Source organism: Gordonia sp. ABSL11-1 (genome assembly GCF_030315685.1).
In the GTDB taxonomy this organism is placed as follows: domain Bacteria; phylum Actinomycetota; class Actinomycetes; order Mycobacteriales; family Mycobacteriaceae; genus Gordonia.
This window is the reverse complement of sequence record NZ_JASXSI010000002.1, coordinates 148,472-163,903: the sequence shown is the minus strand read 5'-3', so window position 1 is coordinate 163,903 and position 15,432 is coordinate 148,472. Positions and strand designations below refer to the sequence as shown.

The 15,432-nt window shown below is 67.4% G+C and carries 14 protein-coding genes and 2 tRNA genes; 10 read left to right on the top strand and 6 right to left on the bottom strand.

Annotation, left to right across the window (positions count from 1 at the left end):
* Positions 1-79 precede the first annotated feature (79 nt).
* The 9 genes from QSJ19_RS03425 to QSJ19_RS03385 all read left to right on the top strand — a co-directional run bounded on the left by QSJ19_RS03425 (position 80) and on the right by QSJ19_RS03385 (position 8,497).
* Positions 80-152: transfer RNA gene (locus QSJ19_RS03425), tRNA-His, on the top strand.
* A gap of 125 nt (positions 153-277) precedes the next feature.
* The gene (locus tag QSJ19_RS03420) at positions 278-1,354 is read left to right on the top strand and encodes a serine hydrolase (RefSeq protein WP_286318305.1); all 1,077 of its coding nucleotides are present in this window, start codon (positions 278-280) and stop codon (positions 1,352-1,354) included.
* Positions 1,351-1,860: an ArsR/SmtB family transcription factor gene (locus QSJ19_RS03415; protein ID WP_286318304.1), complete on the top strand. Its 510-nt coding sequence runs from the start codon at positions 1,351-1,353 to the stop codon at positions 1,858-1,860. The genes QSJ19_RS03420 and QSJ19_RS03415 overlap by 4 nt, the downstream gene beginning before the upstream one ends.
* 29 nt (positions 1,861-1,889) lie before the next feature.
* The gene (locus QSJ19_RS03410; RefSeq protein WP_286318303.1) at positions 1,890-2,963 is read left to right on the top strand and encodes a threonine aldolase family protein; all 1,074 of its coding nucleotides are present in this window, start codon (positions 1,890-1,892) and stop codon (positions 2,961-2,963) included.
* A gap of 82 nt (positions 2,964-3,045) precedes the next feature.
* Complete coding sequence (locus QSJ19_RS03405) at positions 3,046-3,207, top strand: hypothetical protein (RefSeq protein ID WP_187583870.1); 162 nt, start codon at positions 3,046-3,048, stop codon at positions 3,205-3,207.
* Between the two features lie 252 nt (positions 3,208-3,459).
* On the top strand, positions 3,460-4,938 hold the full coding sequence (locus QSJ19_RS03400) for a flavin monoamine oxidase family protein (RefSeq protein WP_286318302.1): 1,479 nt from the start codon (positions 3,460-3,462) through the stop codon (positions 4,936-4,938).
* Positions 4,939-5,011: 73 nt separating this feature from the next.
* Positions 5,012-5,626: a TetR/AcrR family transcriptional regulator gene (locus QSJ19_RS03395; RefSeq protein WP_286318524.1), complete on the top strand. Its 615-nt coding sequence runs from the start codon at positions 5,012-5,014 to the stop codon at positions 5,624-5,626.
* A 78-nt stretch (positions 5,627-5,704) separates the two neighbouring features.
* Positions 5,705-7,762 (top strand): neutral/alkaline ceramidase, encoded by a 2,058-nt coding sequence (locus QSJ19_RS03390; RefSeq protein WP_286318301.1) that lies wholly within the window; start codon positions 5,705-5,707, stop codon positions 7,760-7,762.
* 120 nt (positions 7,763-7,882) lie between these two features.
* On the top strand, positions 7,883-8,497 hold the full coding sequence (locus QSJ19_RS03385; protein ID WP_286318300.1) for a DUF8020 domain-containing protein: 615 nt from the start codon (positions 7,883-7,885) through the stop codon (positions 8,495-8,497).
* 24 nt (positions 8,498-8,521) lie between these two features.
* Here QSJ19_RS03385 and QSJ19_RS03380 read toward each other — a convergent pair whose 3' ends face one another.
* Positions 8,522-10,018: a glycoside hydrolase family 183 protein gene (locus QSJ19_RS03380; RefSeq protein ID WP_286318299.1), complete on the bottom strand. Its 1,497-nt coding sequence runs from the start codon at positions 10,016-10,018 to the stop codon at positions 8,522-8,524.
* A 128-nt stretch (positions 10,019-10,146) separates the two neighbouring features.
* Between QSJ19_RS03380 and QSJ19_RS03375 the strand changes: the two genes are divergently transcribed.
* Complete coding sequence (locus tag QSJ19_RS03375) at positions 10,147-11,007, top strand: YdcF family protein (RefSeq protein ID WP_286318298.1); 861 nt, start codon at positions 10,147-10,149, stop codon at positions 11,005-11,007.
* A gap of 11 nt (positions 11,008-11,018) precedes the next feature.
* On the opposite strand, the gene QSJ19_RS03370 is transcribed toward QSJ19_RS03375, so the two are convergent.
* The 5 genes from QSJ19_RS03370 to QSJ19_RS03350 form a co-directional block, all read right to left on the bottom strand.
* Positions 11,019-12,161 (bottom strand): acyl-CoA dehydrogenase family protein, encoded by a 1,143-nt coding sequence (locus QSJ19_RS03370; RefSeq protein WP_286318521.1) that lies wholly within the window; start codon positions 12,159-12,161, stop codon positions 11,019-11,021.
* Positions 12,162-12,358: 197 nt separating this feature from the next.
* On the bottom strand, positions 12,359-13,573 hold the full coding sequence (locus tag QSJ19_RS03365) for a L,D-transpeptidase (protein ID WP_286318297.1): 1,215 nt from the start codon (positions 13,571-13,573) through the stop codon (positions 12,359-12,361).
* Positions 13,574-13,793: 220 nt separating this feature from the next.
* Positions 13,794-13,869, bottom strand: a tRNA-Lys gene (locus tag QSJ19_RS03360).
* 92 nt (positions 13,870-13,961) lie between these two features.
* The gene (locus tag QSJ19_RS03355; RefSeq protein WP_502876083.1) at positions 13,962-15,182 is read right to left on the bottom strand and encodes a L,D-transpeptidase; all 1,221 of its coding nucleotides are present in this window, start codon (positions 15,180-15,182) and stop codon (positions 13,962-13,964) included.
* On the bottom strand, positions 15,179-15,400 hold the full coding sequence (locus QSJ19_RS03350; RefSeq protein ID WP_286318296.1) for a DUF3618 domain-containing protein: 222 nt from the start codon (positions 15,398-15,400) through the stop codon (positions 15,179-15,181). Before QSJ19_RS03350 ends, QSJ19_RS03355 begins: the two co-directional genes overlap by 4 nt.
* Between the last annotated feature and the right edge of the window lie 32 nt (positions 15,401-15,432).

Sequence of the window (15,432 nt, the reverse complement as noted above, 5' to 3'; positions counted from 1 at the left end):
AGTTCGGAGCACCCGACCCGCTAGAGTATGACTCTGGCTCTGGGACCCGGTGAGAGATCCTGGGTATCGGACGCCAATGGTGGATGTAGTTCAGTTGGTAGAGCACCAGGTTGTGATCCTGGCTGTCGCGGGTTCGAGTCCCGTCATCCACCCCGACCGCACTGCCCCCAACCTGCACCGCAGGTGGGGGCAGTGTTCGTTTCACCTGGACTCCCCTTGCAGCCACCGCCCGCCGTCCGATAGTTTCGAGATTACGTAACTACGGAGGATTGCCATCGTGCGCAAGGAACTCGCTGCCGCAGCACTGATCGGGGCACTCGTCGGTGGATGTGCCACGACCTCGGACGAGGACACGTCGCCGACGCAGGACGCGGCAGCCACCTGTGCACCGACCCCGCCCGCCGATGTCGGCACCGCCGACGGATGGCTCGGCTACCTCGCCGCCCATCCCGAGGACGTCGGAGTGAGCGTGACGGCCACCGACGGGCGGGTCATCGAACACAACGCGGACAAACCGTTTCCGACCGCGTCGGCGATCAAGCTGGTCCACCTCGCCGCGTACGCCGACGGCGTTGCCACGCAGAAGTTCCGGCCCGACGACACGGTGACCGTCGGCGAATGGGAGAGGTGGTACTTCCCCATCGACGGTGGTGCACACCGCCGTTCGCTGGCGTACCTCGGCATACCGGAACGCAATGGCGTCGCCACACAGCCCGACCGGCCGGTGTCCTACCGGCAACTGGCCGACGTCATGATCCGCTTCTCCGACTCGGCGGCACCGGATCTCTTCCGTGACCGACTCGGCGACGACACCCTGGCAGCGATCATGCGGCGCTACGGGATCGGCGACGACGCGCCCAGCCTCCTCGGCATGTACCTGGGCACCGTCGATCCCACCCTGCGGACCGCCGCCGACCGCGACCGCGCGGCGCAGCGCTACACCACCGATGTCGACTACGCGCGAGCCCGGCTCGACGCTCTGCGAACCGCCGATCTGACAGCCCCGCAGAGCGATTCGCCCATCCGCGCGACACCGCGCGCTCTCTCCGCCCTCATCGGCGCCCTCTCCGACGGCACGTTCGGCCCCGGTGCGCCCATCGCGCGCGAGATCCTCGAATACCAGGGACCGCAGCCGGACGGTGGGACGCTCGGGTTCAAGGGCGGGAGTCTGCCCGGCGTGCTCACCGACGTGTTCGAGTACCGCGGCGCCGACGGCCGGACCGGCGTCGGGACGGTGATGGTGCGCAACCTGTCGGCGGCCGACGCCTCTCGCAACGACTTCGCCCACCAGGAGATGCTGCTGCGCGCACTCACCGAGCCCGCCTTCGCCCGAGCGCTGGATTGCGCGTCGTGAGCGATGCCGAGTCCCGCATTCGCGACCTCACCGCGAGGGTGGGTCACCTCGAGCACGTCGTCGGCGTCGCGGGCCACGCCGACGACGCCGGCCCGAGGGATTCGCCGACTGCAGCCGATGACGGCGTGGAGTCGCACCGGGCCGGGACCATCGGATACTCCGGCACGGTCGATCTCGGTGGGCCGGTGCGCTGGGACATCCGCTACGACACGGAGTCCACGATCGGGCTGCCCGCGGAGACCCTTGCCGCGGTGTTCGCCGCTCTCGGACATCCCGTGCGACTGTCGGTCGTCCGGTTCCTGCTGCGTGGCGCGGCGTCGGTCTCCGAGCTCCAGGAGACCGGCGAATTCGGGACGTCGGGCCAGCTCTATCACCATCTGAAGACACTCACCGCAGCCTCGATCGTGACCAAGAGCGGACGCAACGAGTTCGTCGTCGCGCCGACCCACGTCGTCCCGATACTCGTTGCCCTGCTTGCCGCTGGTGACATCTCCGGCTCACTCTGACGCATCATCGTCCACCTACACTGGTCGGCATGTCTGCAACGGTCGATGCGCCCACTGGCCACCCCCTCGATCGGACGTTCGCCAGCGACAACGCGGTCGGCGCCTCCGCGGAGATCATCGATGCGATCGCCCGCGTATCCGCTGACGGCCACGTCGGTTACGGCGACGATCCCGTCACCGCGTCCGCGCGCGCCAAGGTCGTCGAGGCATTCGAGCACGATGCCGACGTCCACTGCGTGTCGACCGGCTCGGCCGCCAACGGACTCGCCCTGGCCAGCCTCCTGTCGCCGTGGGGTTCGGTGTTGTGCCATCGCGACAGCCACGTCTTCTACGACGAGTGCGGCGCTCCGGAGTTCTTCACCGCCGGCGGCAAGCTGATCCCGCTCGACGGCCCCGACGGCAAGATCGATCCTGCGGCACTCGCCCACGCCGCGCGGGCGGGAGCCGGCGTCGTCCACAGCACCCAGCCGCAGGTCCTGAGTATCACCCAGGCCACCGAGACCGGCTCGGTCTACACCCTCGACGAGATTCGCGAGCTGACCGGCATCGCCCACGAGGCGGGGCTGCGCGTCCACCTCGACGGCGCCCGGTTCACCAATGCCCTTGTCTCCCTGGACACCACACCCGCGGAGATGACATGGCGAGCCGGTGTCGACATCCTGTCCTTCGGCATCACCAAGAACGGCGGACTCACCACCGACGCGGTGGTGTCGTTCGATCGCACGCTCGCCACCGAACTCGCCTTCCGCGTCAAGCGCGCCGGGCAACTCACGTCCAAGATGCGGTTCCAGTCGGCGCAACTCGACGCCTACCTCACCGACGACCTCTGGCTCCGCAACGCACGTCACGCCAATGCCATGGCCCGCCGCCTCGACGCAGCGCTGCGCGACACGCCGGGGGTCGAGGTGCAGGGCAGCGGCGGCGCCAACATCGTGTTCTGCCGAATGTCCGACGCGGTGATGTCGGGGCTCCGCGACGACGGCTTCGTGTTCTACGACAGTCACCCGGAGCCCGGCGTCGCGCGATTCGTCACCTCGTTCGCCACCACCCCGGCCGCGGTCGACGCACTGATCATCCGCACCCGCGAGCGCGTCGGGGTCTGACCCACCCTGCGCTCCCTCCCAGCGCGCGCCACACCGGACAGACGACATCGGCTGTTCATGTCCATCCCGTACGATCCCGCGCATGCTCGAGGATCTGAACAAGGCCGCGAAGAAGGCCGGACTGCACGTCGCCCACGCGAAGAAGGACGGACTGTACTCGGTGCGCAAGGCCAAGAACGGCAAGCTCGTCGCGAAGAACATCGACGCCGATGAGGTCGAGAAGGTCATCAAGAAGCACAAATGATCTCGATCGGCGGCGCCTCGCGTCGCCTCCGTCGTCGCCCCCTCCCCTGATCCACCTCGGCTCCCGAGGTGGATCTTGCATCTGCGGTGCCGCAATGTGACACAGCAACCGATCTTACCCACCTCGTGACGCGGGCCACATTGACCTGTTACCCTGCCGTTACTTCAGGTCAAGTGACCTAAACATGTGAGAGCTATCGTCCCCTCTATGTCACTTCGGGGGAACGGCAGCCGTCAGAGAACGGAAACGTCCATGGGTCAAGGGGTTTCACGTCGGACATTCATGGGGGGAACCCTCGGTGCGGCCGGACTGGCGATCACGGCGGGAGCGACGAGCGGTGGCGGACACGCCGATGCCGCACCGGCCGGCGTCGTCGATGCGATCGTCATCGGGGGCGGACTCTCCGGACTGGCCGCCGCGAAGTCGCTGGTCGCGTCCGGGGCGTCGGTGGTGGTGCTGGAGGCCCGCGAACGCGCCGGAGGCCGTGTCCACAACATCTCCACCCCGCGGGTCGGCGCCACGCTCGACGCCGGCGCCGAGTTCATCGGGCCCACCCAGACCCACATCGCCGCGTTGGCACGCGAACACGACGTCCGGACCATCCGGACCTACAACCAGGGCGACAGCGTCTTCTGGAACACCGACACCGGCACTCGGATGCCCGCGGCGCTGCCGCTGCCCGCCGAATTCTCCACGCTCCAGGCACTTCCTGCGCTCGCCCGCGCCCAGGCGGAGGCACTCCTCCCGTTCCCCGTCGGTGAGCCCTGGCGCCACCCCGACGCACGCCGTCTCGACGCGATCACGTGGAAGCAGTACACCGACGCGGTCACCTCGGATCCGACCGCGCGGATGCTCACGAGCGTCGCCATGTCGGCACCGCTGTCCGTCCGGCCCGACGAGGTGTCGGCGCTGTACTTCATCAACTACATCGCCGCCTCCGGCGACGAGAACAATCCCGGCACCCTCATCCGGTTGCTCAGCACGGACGGCGGCGCGCAGGAGAGCCTCTTCGAGGGTGGTGCGGCACTGATCCCGTTGCGCATGGCGGCCGCGCTCGGTTCGCGTGTCGTGTACAACGCCCCGGTCCGGGCCATCGACCACGCCGGTCCGGTCGCCTCGGTCACCACCGATCGTGGGACCTTCCGGGGACGCAGGGTGATCGTCGCGATGTCGCCGGCCATCAGCGGCCAGATCCGCTACTCGCCGGGCCTGCCCGCTGCGCGGGTCGGCCTGACCCGCGGGTACCACATGGGTGCGGTCAGCAAGTTCGCCGCGGTGTACCGGCGTCCGTTCTGGCGCGACAAGGGCTTCTCCGGTCAGGTCTTCGGCAACGGCCGGCCGATCGACGTGACCTTCGAGAGCTACGCCGACAATCGCCACATCTTGATGGGATTCATCTCGGCCGATGCGATGCGCCGCCTCGACACGGCACCCGAGAGCCAGATCGTCCGCGAATGCATCGCCAACTTCGTCGACTACTTCGGGCCCGAGGCGCGCGACCTGCTCGACTACGGGATCTTCAAATGGGACCTCGAGGAATGGTCCCGCGGTGGCCCCGTCGCCGTCAGCTCGCCCGGCACCCTCACCCGACACGGCCCGGCGCTGCGCGAACCGGTAGGCCCGATCCACTGGGCCGGCACGGAGACCGCCGACTACTGGACCGGCTACATGGACGGCGCCGTCCGGTCCGGACAGCGCGCCGCCCGCGAGGTGCTCACCGCGCTGCGCTGAGCAGCATCCATCGACCCGACCGCTCGTCACGCGCCGGTCCGGTCTGCGATCCGAGGAGAACCCCGTGGCCAGAATGCCGGTCGAGAAACGTCGGGAACTGTTGCTCGAGTCCGCCTTCCGTGTCATCGCACGCCGTGGAGTGGACGGGGCGACGACTCGGGCCATCAGCGCCGAGGCCGGAGTGACGCTGTCGACATTCCATTACGTCTTCGAGTCCCGCGACGACCTGCTCGCCGCACTGGTGACGCGGGGCACCGACACCGAGTTGGCCGTCATCGCCACGGCGCTGGGGACGGCGGCCGCAGGGGCCGAGCGCGGACCCGGTGGCATCCGGATCATGTTGCAGGAGAGCCTCTCCGGGTACATCGACGGTGTGGTCGCCGATCCAGAGCGGGAGCAGGCGATGATCTCGCTGAATCAGTACGCGCGTCAGACGAGCGGCCTCGCCGAGCTCGGCGCGAACATGTACCAGCGGTACTACGACGCGATTGCCGACGGTCTCGAGGTCGCCGCCGATCAGGCCGGTGTCGGATGGGACCGGCCGACCGCAGAGCTGGCACCCCTGGTCGTCGCCGCGACGGATGGCATCACGCTCGCCTACCTCAACACCCGCGACCGAACCATCTGCGATCGGATCGCCGAGGCGACGGTGACGCTCCTACTCGGCCACGTGGGCGACCATCACTGACCGCAGACGACGTCCGGTGAGACGCGTCAGACCTACCGCGACACCGCGAAACAGGCTCGAACACAAGGGGGAACGACCATGGACGTGAGTCGCCGACAGCTTCTCGCCGGGGCCGCCGCAACCGCCGTCGGGGGCGGCGTCGCACTCGTGACCGGTCAGCCGGTCGCGCATGCGGCGCCGAACGGGGTGGACGGGGCGGCCCCGGCGGGATCCACCGACTTCCTCGTCGGGTGTGGGATCGCCGACGTGACCGGCGCGATCGCCGGCCAGGGCATGATGGGGTACTCCGACGCGGACCAGGTCGCCGAAGGCCTGTTGCAGAGGTGCTGGGCGCGCGCCTACATCGTGGTCGACCGGTCCACCGGTGACCGCGTGGTCTTCGTGACCAGCGACATCGCCTGTGTGTTCCAGTCGCATCACATGGGTCTCATGCCCCGGCTGCGAGCGCGTTTCGGCGATCTCTACTCCGAGCGCAACGTCAATCTCAACGCCACCCACACGCACGCGTCCTGCGGCGGGACGGCATGGGACTTCGCCTACTCGCTGGCGGCCTACGGGTTCAAGAAGAACTCATACGCCGCCGAGCTCGACGGGATCTTCACCGCCATCGTGCGCGCACACGAGAATCTCGCGCCGGGCAGCATCGCACTCGGTCGTGATGAGCTGCACAATGCGAGCCGGAACCGCTCGAAGGTGGCCTTCGACCTCAATCCCGGTTCGGATCGCAAGGAGTTCCCGGGAGCGATCGATCCAGGCGTCACGGTGCTGCGGCTGCGCCAGGGAGGCACGGATGTCGGTGCGATCACCTGGTTCTCGACCCACGGCACGTCACTCACCGACCGCAACCGCCTCATCGCCGGCGACAACAAGGGCTACGCCAGCTACCGGTGGGAGAGCACGCGGCCCGGCTTCGTCGCCGCCTTCCCGCAGACCAACAGCGGTGACATGACCCCCAACCTCGACCTGGTCAAGATGCACCCGGGCGGGCCGACCGACAACAACAAACGCAACTGCGAGATCATCGGCGAACGCCAATACCGCTCGGGCCGAGCCGCTTTCGACGGCGCGCGACCAATGAGCCGTGGCGGTGTCGACTCCATCGTGCGCTATGTCGACATGTCCGCGGTGTCCATCGACGGCATCTACACGCCGGAAGGCAGACGGGTCTCGACGACCCCGGCGATGATGGGCGCGGCAGCAGCGGCGACCAGCACCGAGGACAACTGGAAGTCGCAGCTCCCGTTCCTGAAGGAGGGCATGACGAATCCGGTGGTGACCGCGTTCGGCGGCGATCGCCGTCCGCCGGTCTCGCCATGGATCCGCGACATGCAGGCGCCCAAGCTCGTCCTCTTCCCGCTCGGTCTGCTGCCGCCGGCGCCGTGGATCCCGCATGTGGTGCCGCTGCAGATCATGCGGATCGGCGAGCTCGTCTTGATCGGGGTTCCCGCCGAGGTGACCATCGTCGCCGGTCTCCGGCTGCGCCGGGTGGTCGCGGACGCGCTCAAGGTGTCGATGGACACCGTGCTCGTGCAGGGATATTCCAACGCGTACACGCAGTACGTCACGACCCCCGAGGAGTACGACGCCCAGCAGTACGAGGGCGGCGAGACCCAGTACGGCCGGTGGACTCTGTCGGCGTACATGCAGGAGTTCCACACCCTGGCGGCCGCGATGGCCGCCGGTTCGACCGTGTCGCGGGGGCCGGCCCCGCTCGACAAGTCCGGATTCCAGCCGGACCTCCTGCCGCCGGTTCCCGCCGACCGTCCGGTGACGGGTCGCCGGTTCGGTGACGTCCTGCAGCAGTCGGCCGGCCGGCACCGGCCCGGCGCAGTGGTGGCCGCCGAGTTCGTCGGCGCGCATCCGACCAATGACTTCCACACCGGCGGCACCTATCTAGAGGTGCAGCGTCGCTCCGGGACGAACTGGTCGACGATCGCGACCGACAACGACTGGGAGACCGAACTGCGGTGGCGGAGACCGGCGGGTCAGCCGGAGGCCTCGGTGATCCGGATCGAGTGGACGACACCATCGGGCACCGCCGGACGATTCCGTATCCGTTACCACGGCGACGCCCGTAGGCCGGACGGGACCACCCGGCCGTTCACCGGCACCACAGCCACCTTCAGCATCGGGTGAACACTCCGATGACCGAACGCCGCACGGTGTCGGAAATGTCCGGACTCACGGTAAGCTGACCGGCAGATCGACCCAGTCATCCACCGCCCCTGCATCATCCATCACACGAATCGGATTCGCATGAAACTCGTCAGGCTCGTCTTTCTGGCCATCGTCGCCATCGCCGCATCCACACTCACCGTCGTCGCCACGGCAACCGCACACGGAGCCCCGTCCACGGGCACCCCCTCGCACCTCACGTCGGCCGGCGGCGACGGCGGATCGATCACCTCGGTCCTGCGCAACGCGACATTCATCCCCACTCCCGCGGGCGACGAACTCACCGTCGTCGATCCGGACGGCCGCACGATCGATCGCGTGGCGCTGACGATCCCGATGGGTGGCGCTGTGGTCCCGTTGCGCGCGAACGTCAGTGCCGACCGGACGTCGGCCACGTTCACCCCGGTGATCACCCCACAGACACGGGCGGCCATCGCGGCAGGTGTCCATCCTGTGTCGGCCAAGAAGGATCGGGCCTACCAGAAGATGATCTGGCACATCAACAACGGCTGGAACCGCGGCGGCGGCGTCGCCACCGCGGTCGGCGCGATCGTCGGTCTCATCGTCGGCTGCCTGGTCATCGTCGGCTGCATCTGGGGCGCCGGGGTCGGCGCGGCGATCGGCGCCGCCGTCGGGATCAACAACGGCGATCCTCAGGCCGGACAGGCGATCCTGACCTGGATCAACACGCCGTAACACCCCCGTCCTCGCTGATGCGCGTCACCCGATGGCGGCGCGCATCAGCGAGACGTTGTACTCCGTCCACGTCGACATCGTGAAGTACAGGTCCCTGCCGCTCGACCATGGGTGCAGGAACCCGCCGTAGAGCTGGGCGTAGCGCGCGGAGTGCACCAGCTCTGCGGGTTCGGACCACACCCCCTGAGGCGTCCGGGCAGTGCGCAACACAATCGATCCGCGCACTGCGTCCAGATAGCTGAGTTGCCAACGGGCCGAGGCGGCGTCGTATCGCGCCGACAGCTCGCCGGCCGGGCCGAAGAACAGCGGCGATGCCACGTTGCCGTCGCGCGCCGGCACCCAACGCCCGTCACGCCAGTACTGATAGGCGGTCTTGTTCAGCACCCGGTCGGTGCGTACACGCGCCAGTCCGACCGATCCGATGCGCGAGTTGGGCGTCCCGAACATGTAGACGTGGTCGCCCTGTGGGACCATCGACGACACCTGGAACTGGCTGGTCCCGAAGACGTTGTCCCAGCGCGCATGCGGGTCCTTGGTCCACGTCGACCCGTGATCGTCGGAGTAGGCCAGACCGCCGTAGTTGGTCAGCCACACGCCGGGGATCGGCCCCCAGGTGCGCACCGACATGTAGCTCATGTACTGCCGGTCCCCGATCGCGAAGCCCGAGGTCGGGATGGTGGTCATCTCATATCGGTCGATGTGTCGCGCACTCAGCACCTGCGCCGCATGGCATCGGCTGTCCTGGACCATCGTGTCGATCGACATGCCGTCGTCGAGTTTCCGGTCCGAGCTGAAGCCCAGAACGTTGCTGCGCCAATCCCGTCCGTTGGCGCCCGGCGGGCGGAAGCCACGGCCGAAGGTGTCCCCGAACGCGACGGCGATCTGTCCCGGGCGCGACTCCCACATGATGCCGAGATCGGTTCCGTTGATCTGCCAGCGTTTGTCGGTCCGACTCGTTGATCCCTTGCCCGTCAGAGTGGACACGAGGTCGACGTCGCGCACGCGGGGCGGGCGCGGCTTCATCGTCACGGGCGCACGTTCGCTGCCCGGGTCGACGGCGGGCGGCGGCGGTGGGATGGGTGCCGGGTTCGGGTTCGGCACCGGGACCGGGATGTCCTTGGGTGCCGGATCGAGAGTGATCTTGGGGAACTCGATGGAGAGCGCCGGACGGTCGGCCTTCGGCTTCGGCGGGTCGGTGATGTCCGGACACGGGTCCGTGCACGGATTCGTCGGCGGCGGCTGGGAGGGGATGCGCACCGGCGGCTTCTCCGGCGACTGCGGCTCGGGCACCGGAAGAATGCGTGGGTACGGCAGCGGTATCCCGATGTGATCGGGCAATCGTGGGATCAGATCACGCGGATCGAACGGTTTCGCAGACGGCGCGGGCGGGAGATCGACGACGCACCCCGAGCTGGGCAACGGCCTCGGCGCGGCGGTGGCCACCGGACTGATCACGCCCGCCAGGCAGGCCGTCGTCGCCGCAGCGCAGACCGCCGTCCAGCATGCGGTACGCACGGTCATGTCGGGCATCCCCTCGGTGTGATCAGGAGGAATGTATCACCGGGAAGACCTTGCGAGCTCGACACGAAGCGATAGCGAAACCGTAAACTCATTATTCACTTCAGCCACATCTGTTTACTGTTGTCACAATGAAGACACTTCTGCGCACGATCGCCACCCTCGTGATGACCGTCGCGATCGCCGGCGGTCTGGCCGTCGCGGCGCCCGCACACGCCGCCCCGGCCGCCGACTACAAGCGTGCGGCGACCGCGTTCAACTCCGGCAACCCGTACGTCGCGATCGGCCATCTCAACACCGCGCTGCGAACGAATCCGCGGGACACGAACGCGCTCGCGCTGCGCGCCATCTATGCCGATTACGGCTACGACCTGATCACCAAGAACGACTCGCTCGCGCGACTGGGGGCGATCGACGCCGGCAAACGTGGTCGCGTGGACACACTGCTCAACGCGATTCTCTCCCAGTCCCTGACCCCGCCGAACCCGCTGCCGGCCATCATCGGGCCCCGGACGGCCGTGGTCATCCTGGGGTACGGACTCCTGCCGGACGGGGCGATGCGTCCCGAGTTGATCGGCCGGCTCACGACCGGTCTCGGCCAGGCGTTCATGGCGCCCGGATCCCCGGTGATCGTGACCGGCGGAAACCCGAAGCGCGGGATCACCGAGGCGGCCGCGATGCGCGCCTGGCTGATCCGGCACGGCCTACCGGCCTCTCGCGTACACGCCGAGCACCGCGCCACCTCGACGGCGGGCAACGCGGTGCAGTCGGCGATGCTGATGCGTCGGATCGGCGCGGGCAGTGCCGTGATCGTCACCGACCCCAACCACATCCGGCGCGGGGTCGTCGACTTCATCACCGCGGGAGTGCCGGTGGTCGGGGCGATGGCCACCCTCAACGGCTACGTCCAGAACGTCTGGCCCGTCCTGGACAAGCGAGAGCAGTGGGCGATGTACCGCGACGGCATCTCGGTGCTCGGACTGCCCGGCTGAACGACGACTGCTCACAGAGAGCGGGCGATGATCTCCTTCATGATCTCGTTGGTCCCGGCATAGATCTTCTGCACTCGGTTGTCCGCCCACATCCGGGCGATCGGGTACTCGTTCATGTACCCGTAGCCGCCGAAGAGCTGGAGGCATTCGTCGGCGACGACCATCGCCCGGTCGCTGGTCCACCACTTCGCCATCGCGACCGTCGGGATGTCGAGGGCCCCGTCGAGGTGCTTGGTGATGCAGTCGTCGACGAACACGCGCGCGATCCGCGTCTCGGTGGCGGCCTCGGCGAGTTTGAACTTGGTGTTCTGGAACCCGAAGATCGGCCGGCCGAAAGCGGTGCGGTCCTTGGTGTATTCGATCGTCTGCGCGACCGCGGCCTCCATCCCGGCGACCGACGCCACCGCGATGATGAGGCGTTCCTGGGGAAGCTGCTGCATCAGCTGGATGAAGCCCTGCCCCTCCTCGGCGCCGAGCAGATTCGAGGTCGGCACGCGCACCCCGTCGAAGAACAGCTCCGAGGTGTCCTGACCGCGCTGCCCCACCTTGTCCAAGATGCGTCCGCGGCGGAATCCCTCGCGATCGGCCTCGACGAGGATCAGTGAGATGCCCTTCGCACCCTCGCTCACATCCGTTTTGGCCACGACGATGATCAGGTCGGCCTGGCCGCCGTTGGTGATGAAGGTCTTCGAGCCGTCGATGACGTACTCGTCGCCCTGCTGGATCGCCTTGGTCTTGACGTTCTGCAGATCCGAGCCGGTGCCGGGTTCGGTCATCGCGATCGCACCGACCACCTCGCCGCTGGCCAATTTCGGCAGCCAGGCCTTCTTCTGCTCCTCGGATCCGTAGGCGAGAAGGTAGTGCGCGACGATGCCGTTGTGCAGGCTCGCGCCCCACGACGAATCGGCGATGCGCGCCTGCTCCTCGATCAGGACGGCCTCGTGCGCGAAGGTACCTCCCCCGCCGCCGTATTCCTCGGGGATCGACATGCACAGGAGACCGAGGTCCCCCGCCTTGTTCCACAGGTCGCGATCGACATGATGCTGCTCGATGAACTTCTCGATGTTCGGCTTGATCTCCTTCTCGCAGAAGCTGCGAGCGAGGTCACGCAAGGCGGTCAGGTCATCGGTTTCCCAGGAGGAGCGGTCGGCCATGTCGTTGTGCACCCTTGTCGTCGGCGTTGCTGTCACCGGCGATCGTAACAGTGGTCGGTGGCACCATCAGCACGAGCCTGCGGCGGCAGCGATCCACCGGATCGGTCGGGGCGAAACGCCGACGACCCTGCCGGTCCGCTCGGTCCGGCAGGGTCGTCGTGCGTTCATGGTGATGCGCTCATGTCACGACGGACGGGTCAGGCATTGCCTTTCGACCACACGCTCCACGGGATGTTCCAGTCGCCGAGTCCGTCGGTACCCGACAGGACACCCCCGGAGGTGTTCTTCACGACGACCGGGTCACCGCGCAGGGTGTTCTTCATGACCCACAGCGCGTTGTCGGGACTGAGATTCAGGCAACCGTGACTGGTGTTGGTGTTGCCCTGCGCCCAGACCGACCAGGGTGCCGAGTGGAAGAAGATGCCACTGTAGGACATTCGGGTCGCATAGTCGACCGGGGTGCGGTAGCCGTTCGAGGAGTTGATCGGCACGCCATAGGTCGAGGAGTCCATGATGATGTGGTCGTGCTTGTCCGACACGAGGTAGACACCGTTGTCGGTCTCGTCGCCCGACTTGCCCATCGAGGTCGGCATCGTGCGGATCACCTTGCCGTCCTGGTTGAACACGACCTGCTTGGTGTTGTCGTCGGCGGTGATGATCATCGAACGCCCGATGCGGAAATTGGTCCGGACGTTCTCTTGACCGAACAGCCCGTCGCCGAGGTTGATGCCGTAGGTGTTGACGGCGACGTTGACCTTGGTGCCGGGCTTCCAGTACTCCTGCGGACGCCAGCGCACCTCCGATTCGCTGATCCAGTAGAACGCGCCCTCGGTCGGTGGATCGGTGGTGATCTTGATGGCCTGCTGGGCGGCCTTCTTGTTCGGGATGGGCTCGTCGAACTTCACCGCGACGGGCTGCCCGACGCCGACGGTCTCGTTGGGCGACGGCGTGAGGTAAGCCTGCGTCAGGTTGTTCGGCGCCTGCGTGGTGAACGAGACACGCTTGGTGCTCTTGCCGCCGATACCCACGGCGTCCGCCTGGAGGGTGTAGGTGCGGTTGTAGCCCAGCGGTTCCGCGCTGGTCCACGTCGTGCCGTCCTCGGAGAGTGTGCCCTTCACCGGCGACCCGTCGGCCTTCGGGATGCGCACGTCGGTGATCGAACCCTCGCGGGCCGCGACCGTGATCGGCGCGCCCGGCTGGACCCCCACCGCCTGATCGGCGAGCGGCTTGTCCGACCACTCGGTGATCGCGACGCCCGGCTTGAGCATGTCGTCGATCAGACTGGAACTCTGCACATCCGACGAGTACGTCGGGTCTTGCGAACATGCCGACACCATTGCGACGACCGCGGCGAGAATGCCGACGAGCGCGAGCGGCGAACGACCCCCTGTGCGGGTACGACCGATCCCCATGACCCTCCAACCTAGTAAGCACCGACCATCGACCCGCGCGACGTCAGCGACGACGTATCCCCCCCGGTTGCACGGTTCGGCCACTAGTGTACGAGACGTTTCGCGACCGGTTTGTCCGAGTCCCCGGCCTGTCGACGAAGAGCGCCGAGCGGGACCGATCAGCGCGGACCTCCGATCGACACGAAAGACGCCCCGCGTCGAGGCGGGGCGTCTTGTGTGGTGGTGCGCCATCAGGGACTCGAACCCCGAACCCGCTGATTAAGAGTCAGCTGCTCTGCCAATTGAGCTAATGGCGCTTGCCGGTGCGAGAACGAACCTTACATGTCGCGGCGACAGAAGTGAAATCGCCTGTTCGCGAGGCCCTCCGCACGGGTCGGTCAGGTCGCGCTCACGCGTTGCCCTTCTTCCACACCGACCACGGCACGTTCCAGTCGCCGAGCCCGTCGTCGCCCGGAAGCGGTGGACCGACAGTGTTTTTCGCGATCACGACGTCTCCACGCAGCGAGTGGTTCAGGAACCACTCGGCGTTCTCCGTGCTCACGTTGAGGCAGCCGTTGCTGACGTCGTCGACGCCCTGATCACCGAGCGACCACGGCGCGGCGTGGACATAGATGCCGCTGAACGAGATTCGGGTCGCGTCGTAGACGGTCTCCTTGTATCCCTCCGGCGAGTTGACCGGGACGCCATAGGTCGACGAGTCCATGATCACGCTGGGTTCACGTTCGGCGACGATGTACGTGCCGTTGTTCGTCGGCGTCGAGTCCTTGCCCATCGACGTCGGCATCGTCTTGACGACCGTGCCGTTCACCGAGACGGTGATCTGCTTGGTCTTGTCATCGGCGACCGCGACGAAGCTGCGACCGACGGTGAAGTCGGACGACATGTTGTTGTCGCCGAAGACCCCGTCGCCGAGGTCGATGCCCTTGGTCTTGACCGCGACGTGGACCTTGGTCCCCGGCTTCCAGAAGTGCTGGGGCCGCCACCGCACCATGCTGTCGTTGAGCCAGTAGAAGGCGCCCTCGACGGGCGGATCGGTGGTCACCTTGATCGCGTTCTGCGCGTTGCGCTTGTCGACGATCGGGGTGTCGAAATTGATCGCCACCGGTTGGCCGATGCCGACGGTCTCGCCGTCGGAGGTCACCGTCGAGGCGTCGGCCAACGAGCCGGCGGACGCCGTGGTGAAGCCGATCTTCCGCGCGCCCTGACCGTCGAGGCCGCGCGCGGTCGCCGTGAGCGTGTAGTCGGCCCCGAAGTCCAACGGGTCACTCGACACCCAGCGGGCGCCGTCGGAGGAGACCTTCCCCGCGACCGGTCCGTCCGGTCCGGAGACGACCACCGACGAGAGATTGCCCTCGTGTGCGGTCACCGTGATCGGCGCACCCGGCATCACCCCGACCGCCTTGTCGTTCATCGGCGTGTCCCGCCATCCCGTCACCGAGATGGTCGGCTGTGCCAGCGAATCCAGGCTCTGCGCGTCGGTGATGGTGTCCGGGTACTCGGGAGCGGTCGAGCAGCCGGCCAATGCGGCGACCGTCAGTCCGACGAGCGCAGCACCCAAAGCACGGTGACGGGCGCACAGCGTCGCGGCCGATTGTCGAGCCGATCTCACCGGGTGATCTTCCGCACCACCACGACCGCGACCAGTACCCCCACACCGGCCAGCGCGTACCGCACGGCCGGAAGGCTCAGGGTCGCGAGTGCCTTGTTCTTGGCGTCGTCGGCGAGCCGCTGCGGGTTCGCGCGGTCGGCCAGCGCGTCAAGCGTCTTGGCCAGATCTTCACGCGCCTGCGCGATGTCCTGCTCGATACGTTCGGTATCCCCGGCCACGTGATTCCTCCCAAGTGTTGTCGGCGTCGTTC

Coding starts and splice junctions, on each gene's coding strand:
- QSJ19_RS03405 (WP_187583870.1), top strand. CDS start 3,046: ATGCTCGAGGATCTGAACAAGGCCGCGAAGAAGGCCGGACTGCACGTC.
- QSJ19_RS03410 (WP_286318303.1), top strand. CDS start 1,890: ATGTCTGCAACGGTCGATGCGCCCACTGGCCACCCCCTCGATCGGACG.
- QSJ19_RS03375 (WP_286318298.1), top strand. CDS start 10,147: ATGAAGACACTTCTGCGCACGATCGCCACCCTCGTGATGACCGTCGCG.
- QSJ19_RS03380 (WP_286318299.1), bottom strand. CDS start 10,018: ATGACCGTGCGTACCGCATGCTGGACGGCGGTCTGCGCTGCGGCGACG.
- QSJ19_RS03390 (WP_286318301.1), top strand. CDS start 5,705: ATGGACGTGAGTCGCCGACAGCTTCTCGCCGGGGCCGCCGCAACCGCC.
- QSJ19_RS03370 (WP_286318521.1), bottom strand. CDS start 12,161: ATGGCCGACCGCTCCTCCTGGGAAACCGATGACCTGACCGCCTTGCGT.
- QSJ19_RS03385 (WP_286318300.1), top strand. CDS start 7,883: ATGAAACTCGTCAGGCTCGTCTTTCTGGCCATCGTCGCCATCGCCGCA.
- QSJ19_RS03395 (WP_286318524.1), top strand. CDS start 5,012: ATGCCGGTCGAGAAACGTCGGGAACTGTTGCTCGAGTCCGCCTTCCGT.
- QSJ19_RS03400 (WP_286318302.1), top strand. CDS start 3,460: ATGGGTCAAGGGGTTTCACGTCGGACATTCATGGGGGGAACCCTCGGT.
- QSJ19_RS03365 (WP_286318297.1), bottom strand. CDS start 13,573: ATGGGGATCGGTCGTACCCGCACAGGGGGTCGTTCGCCGCTCGCGCTC.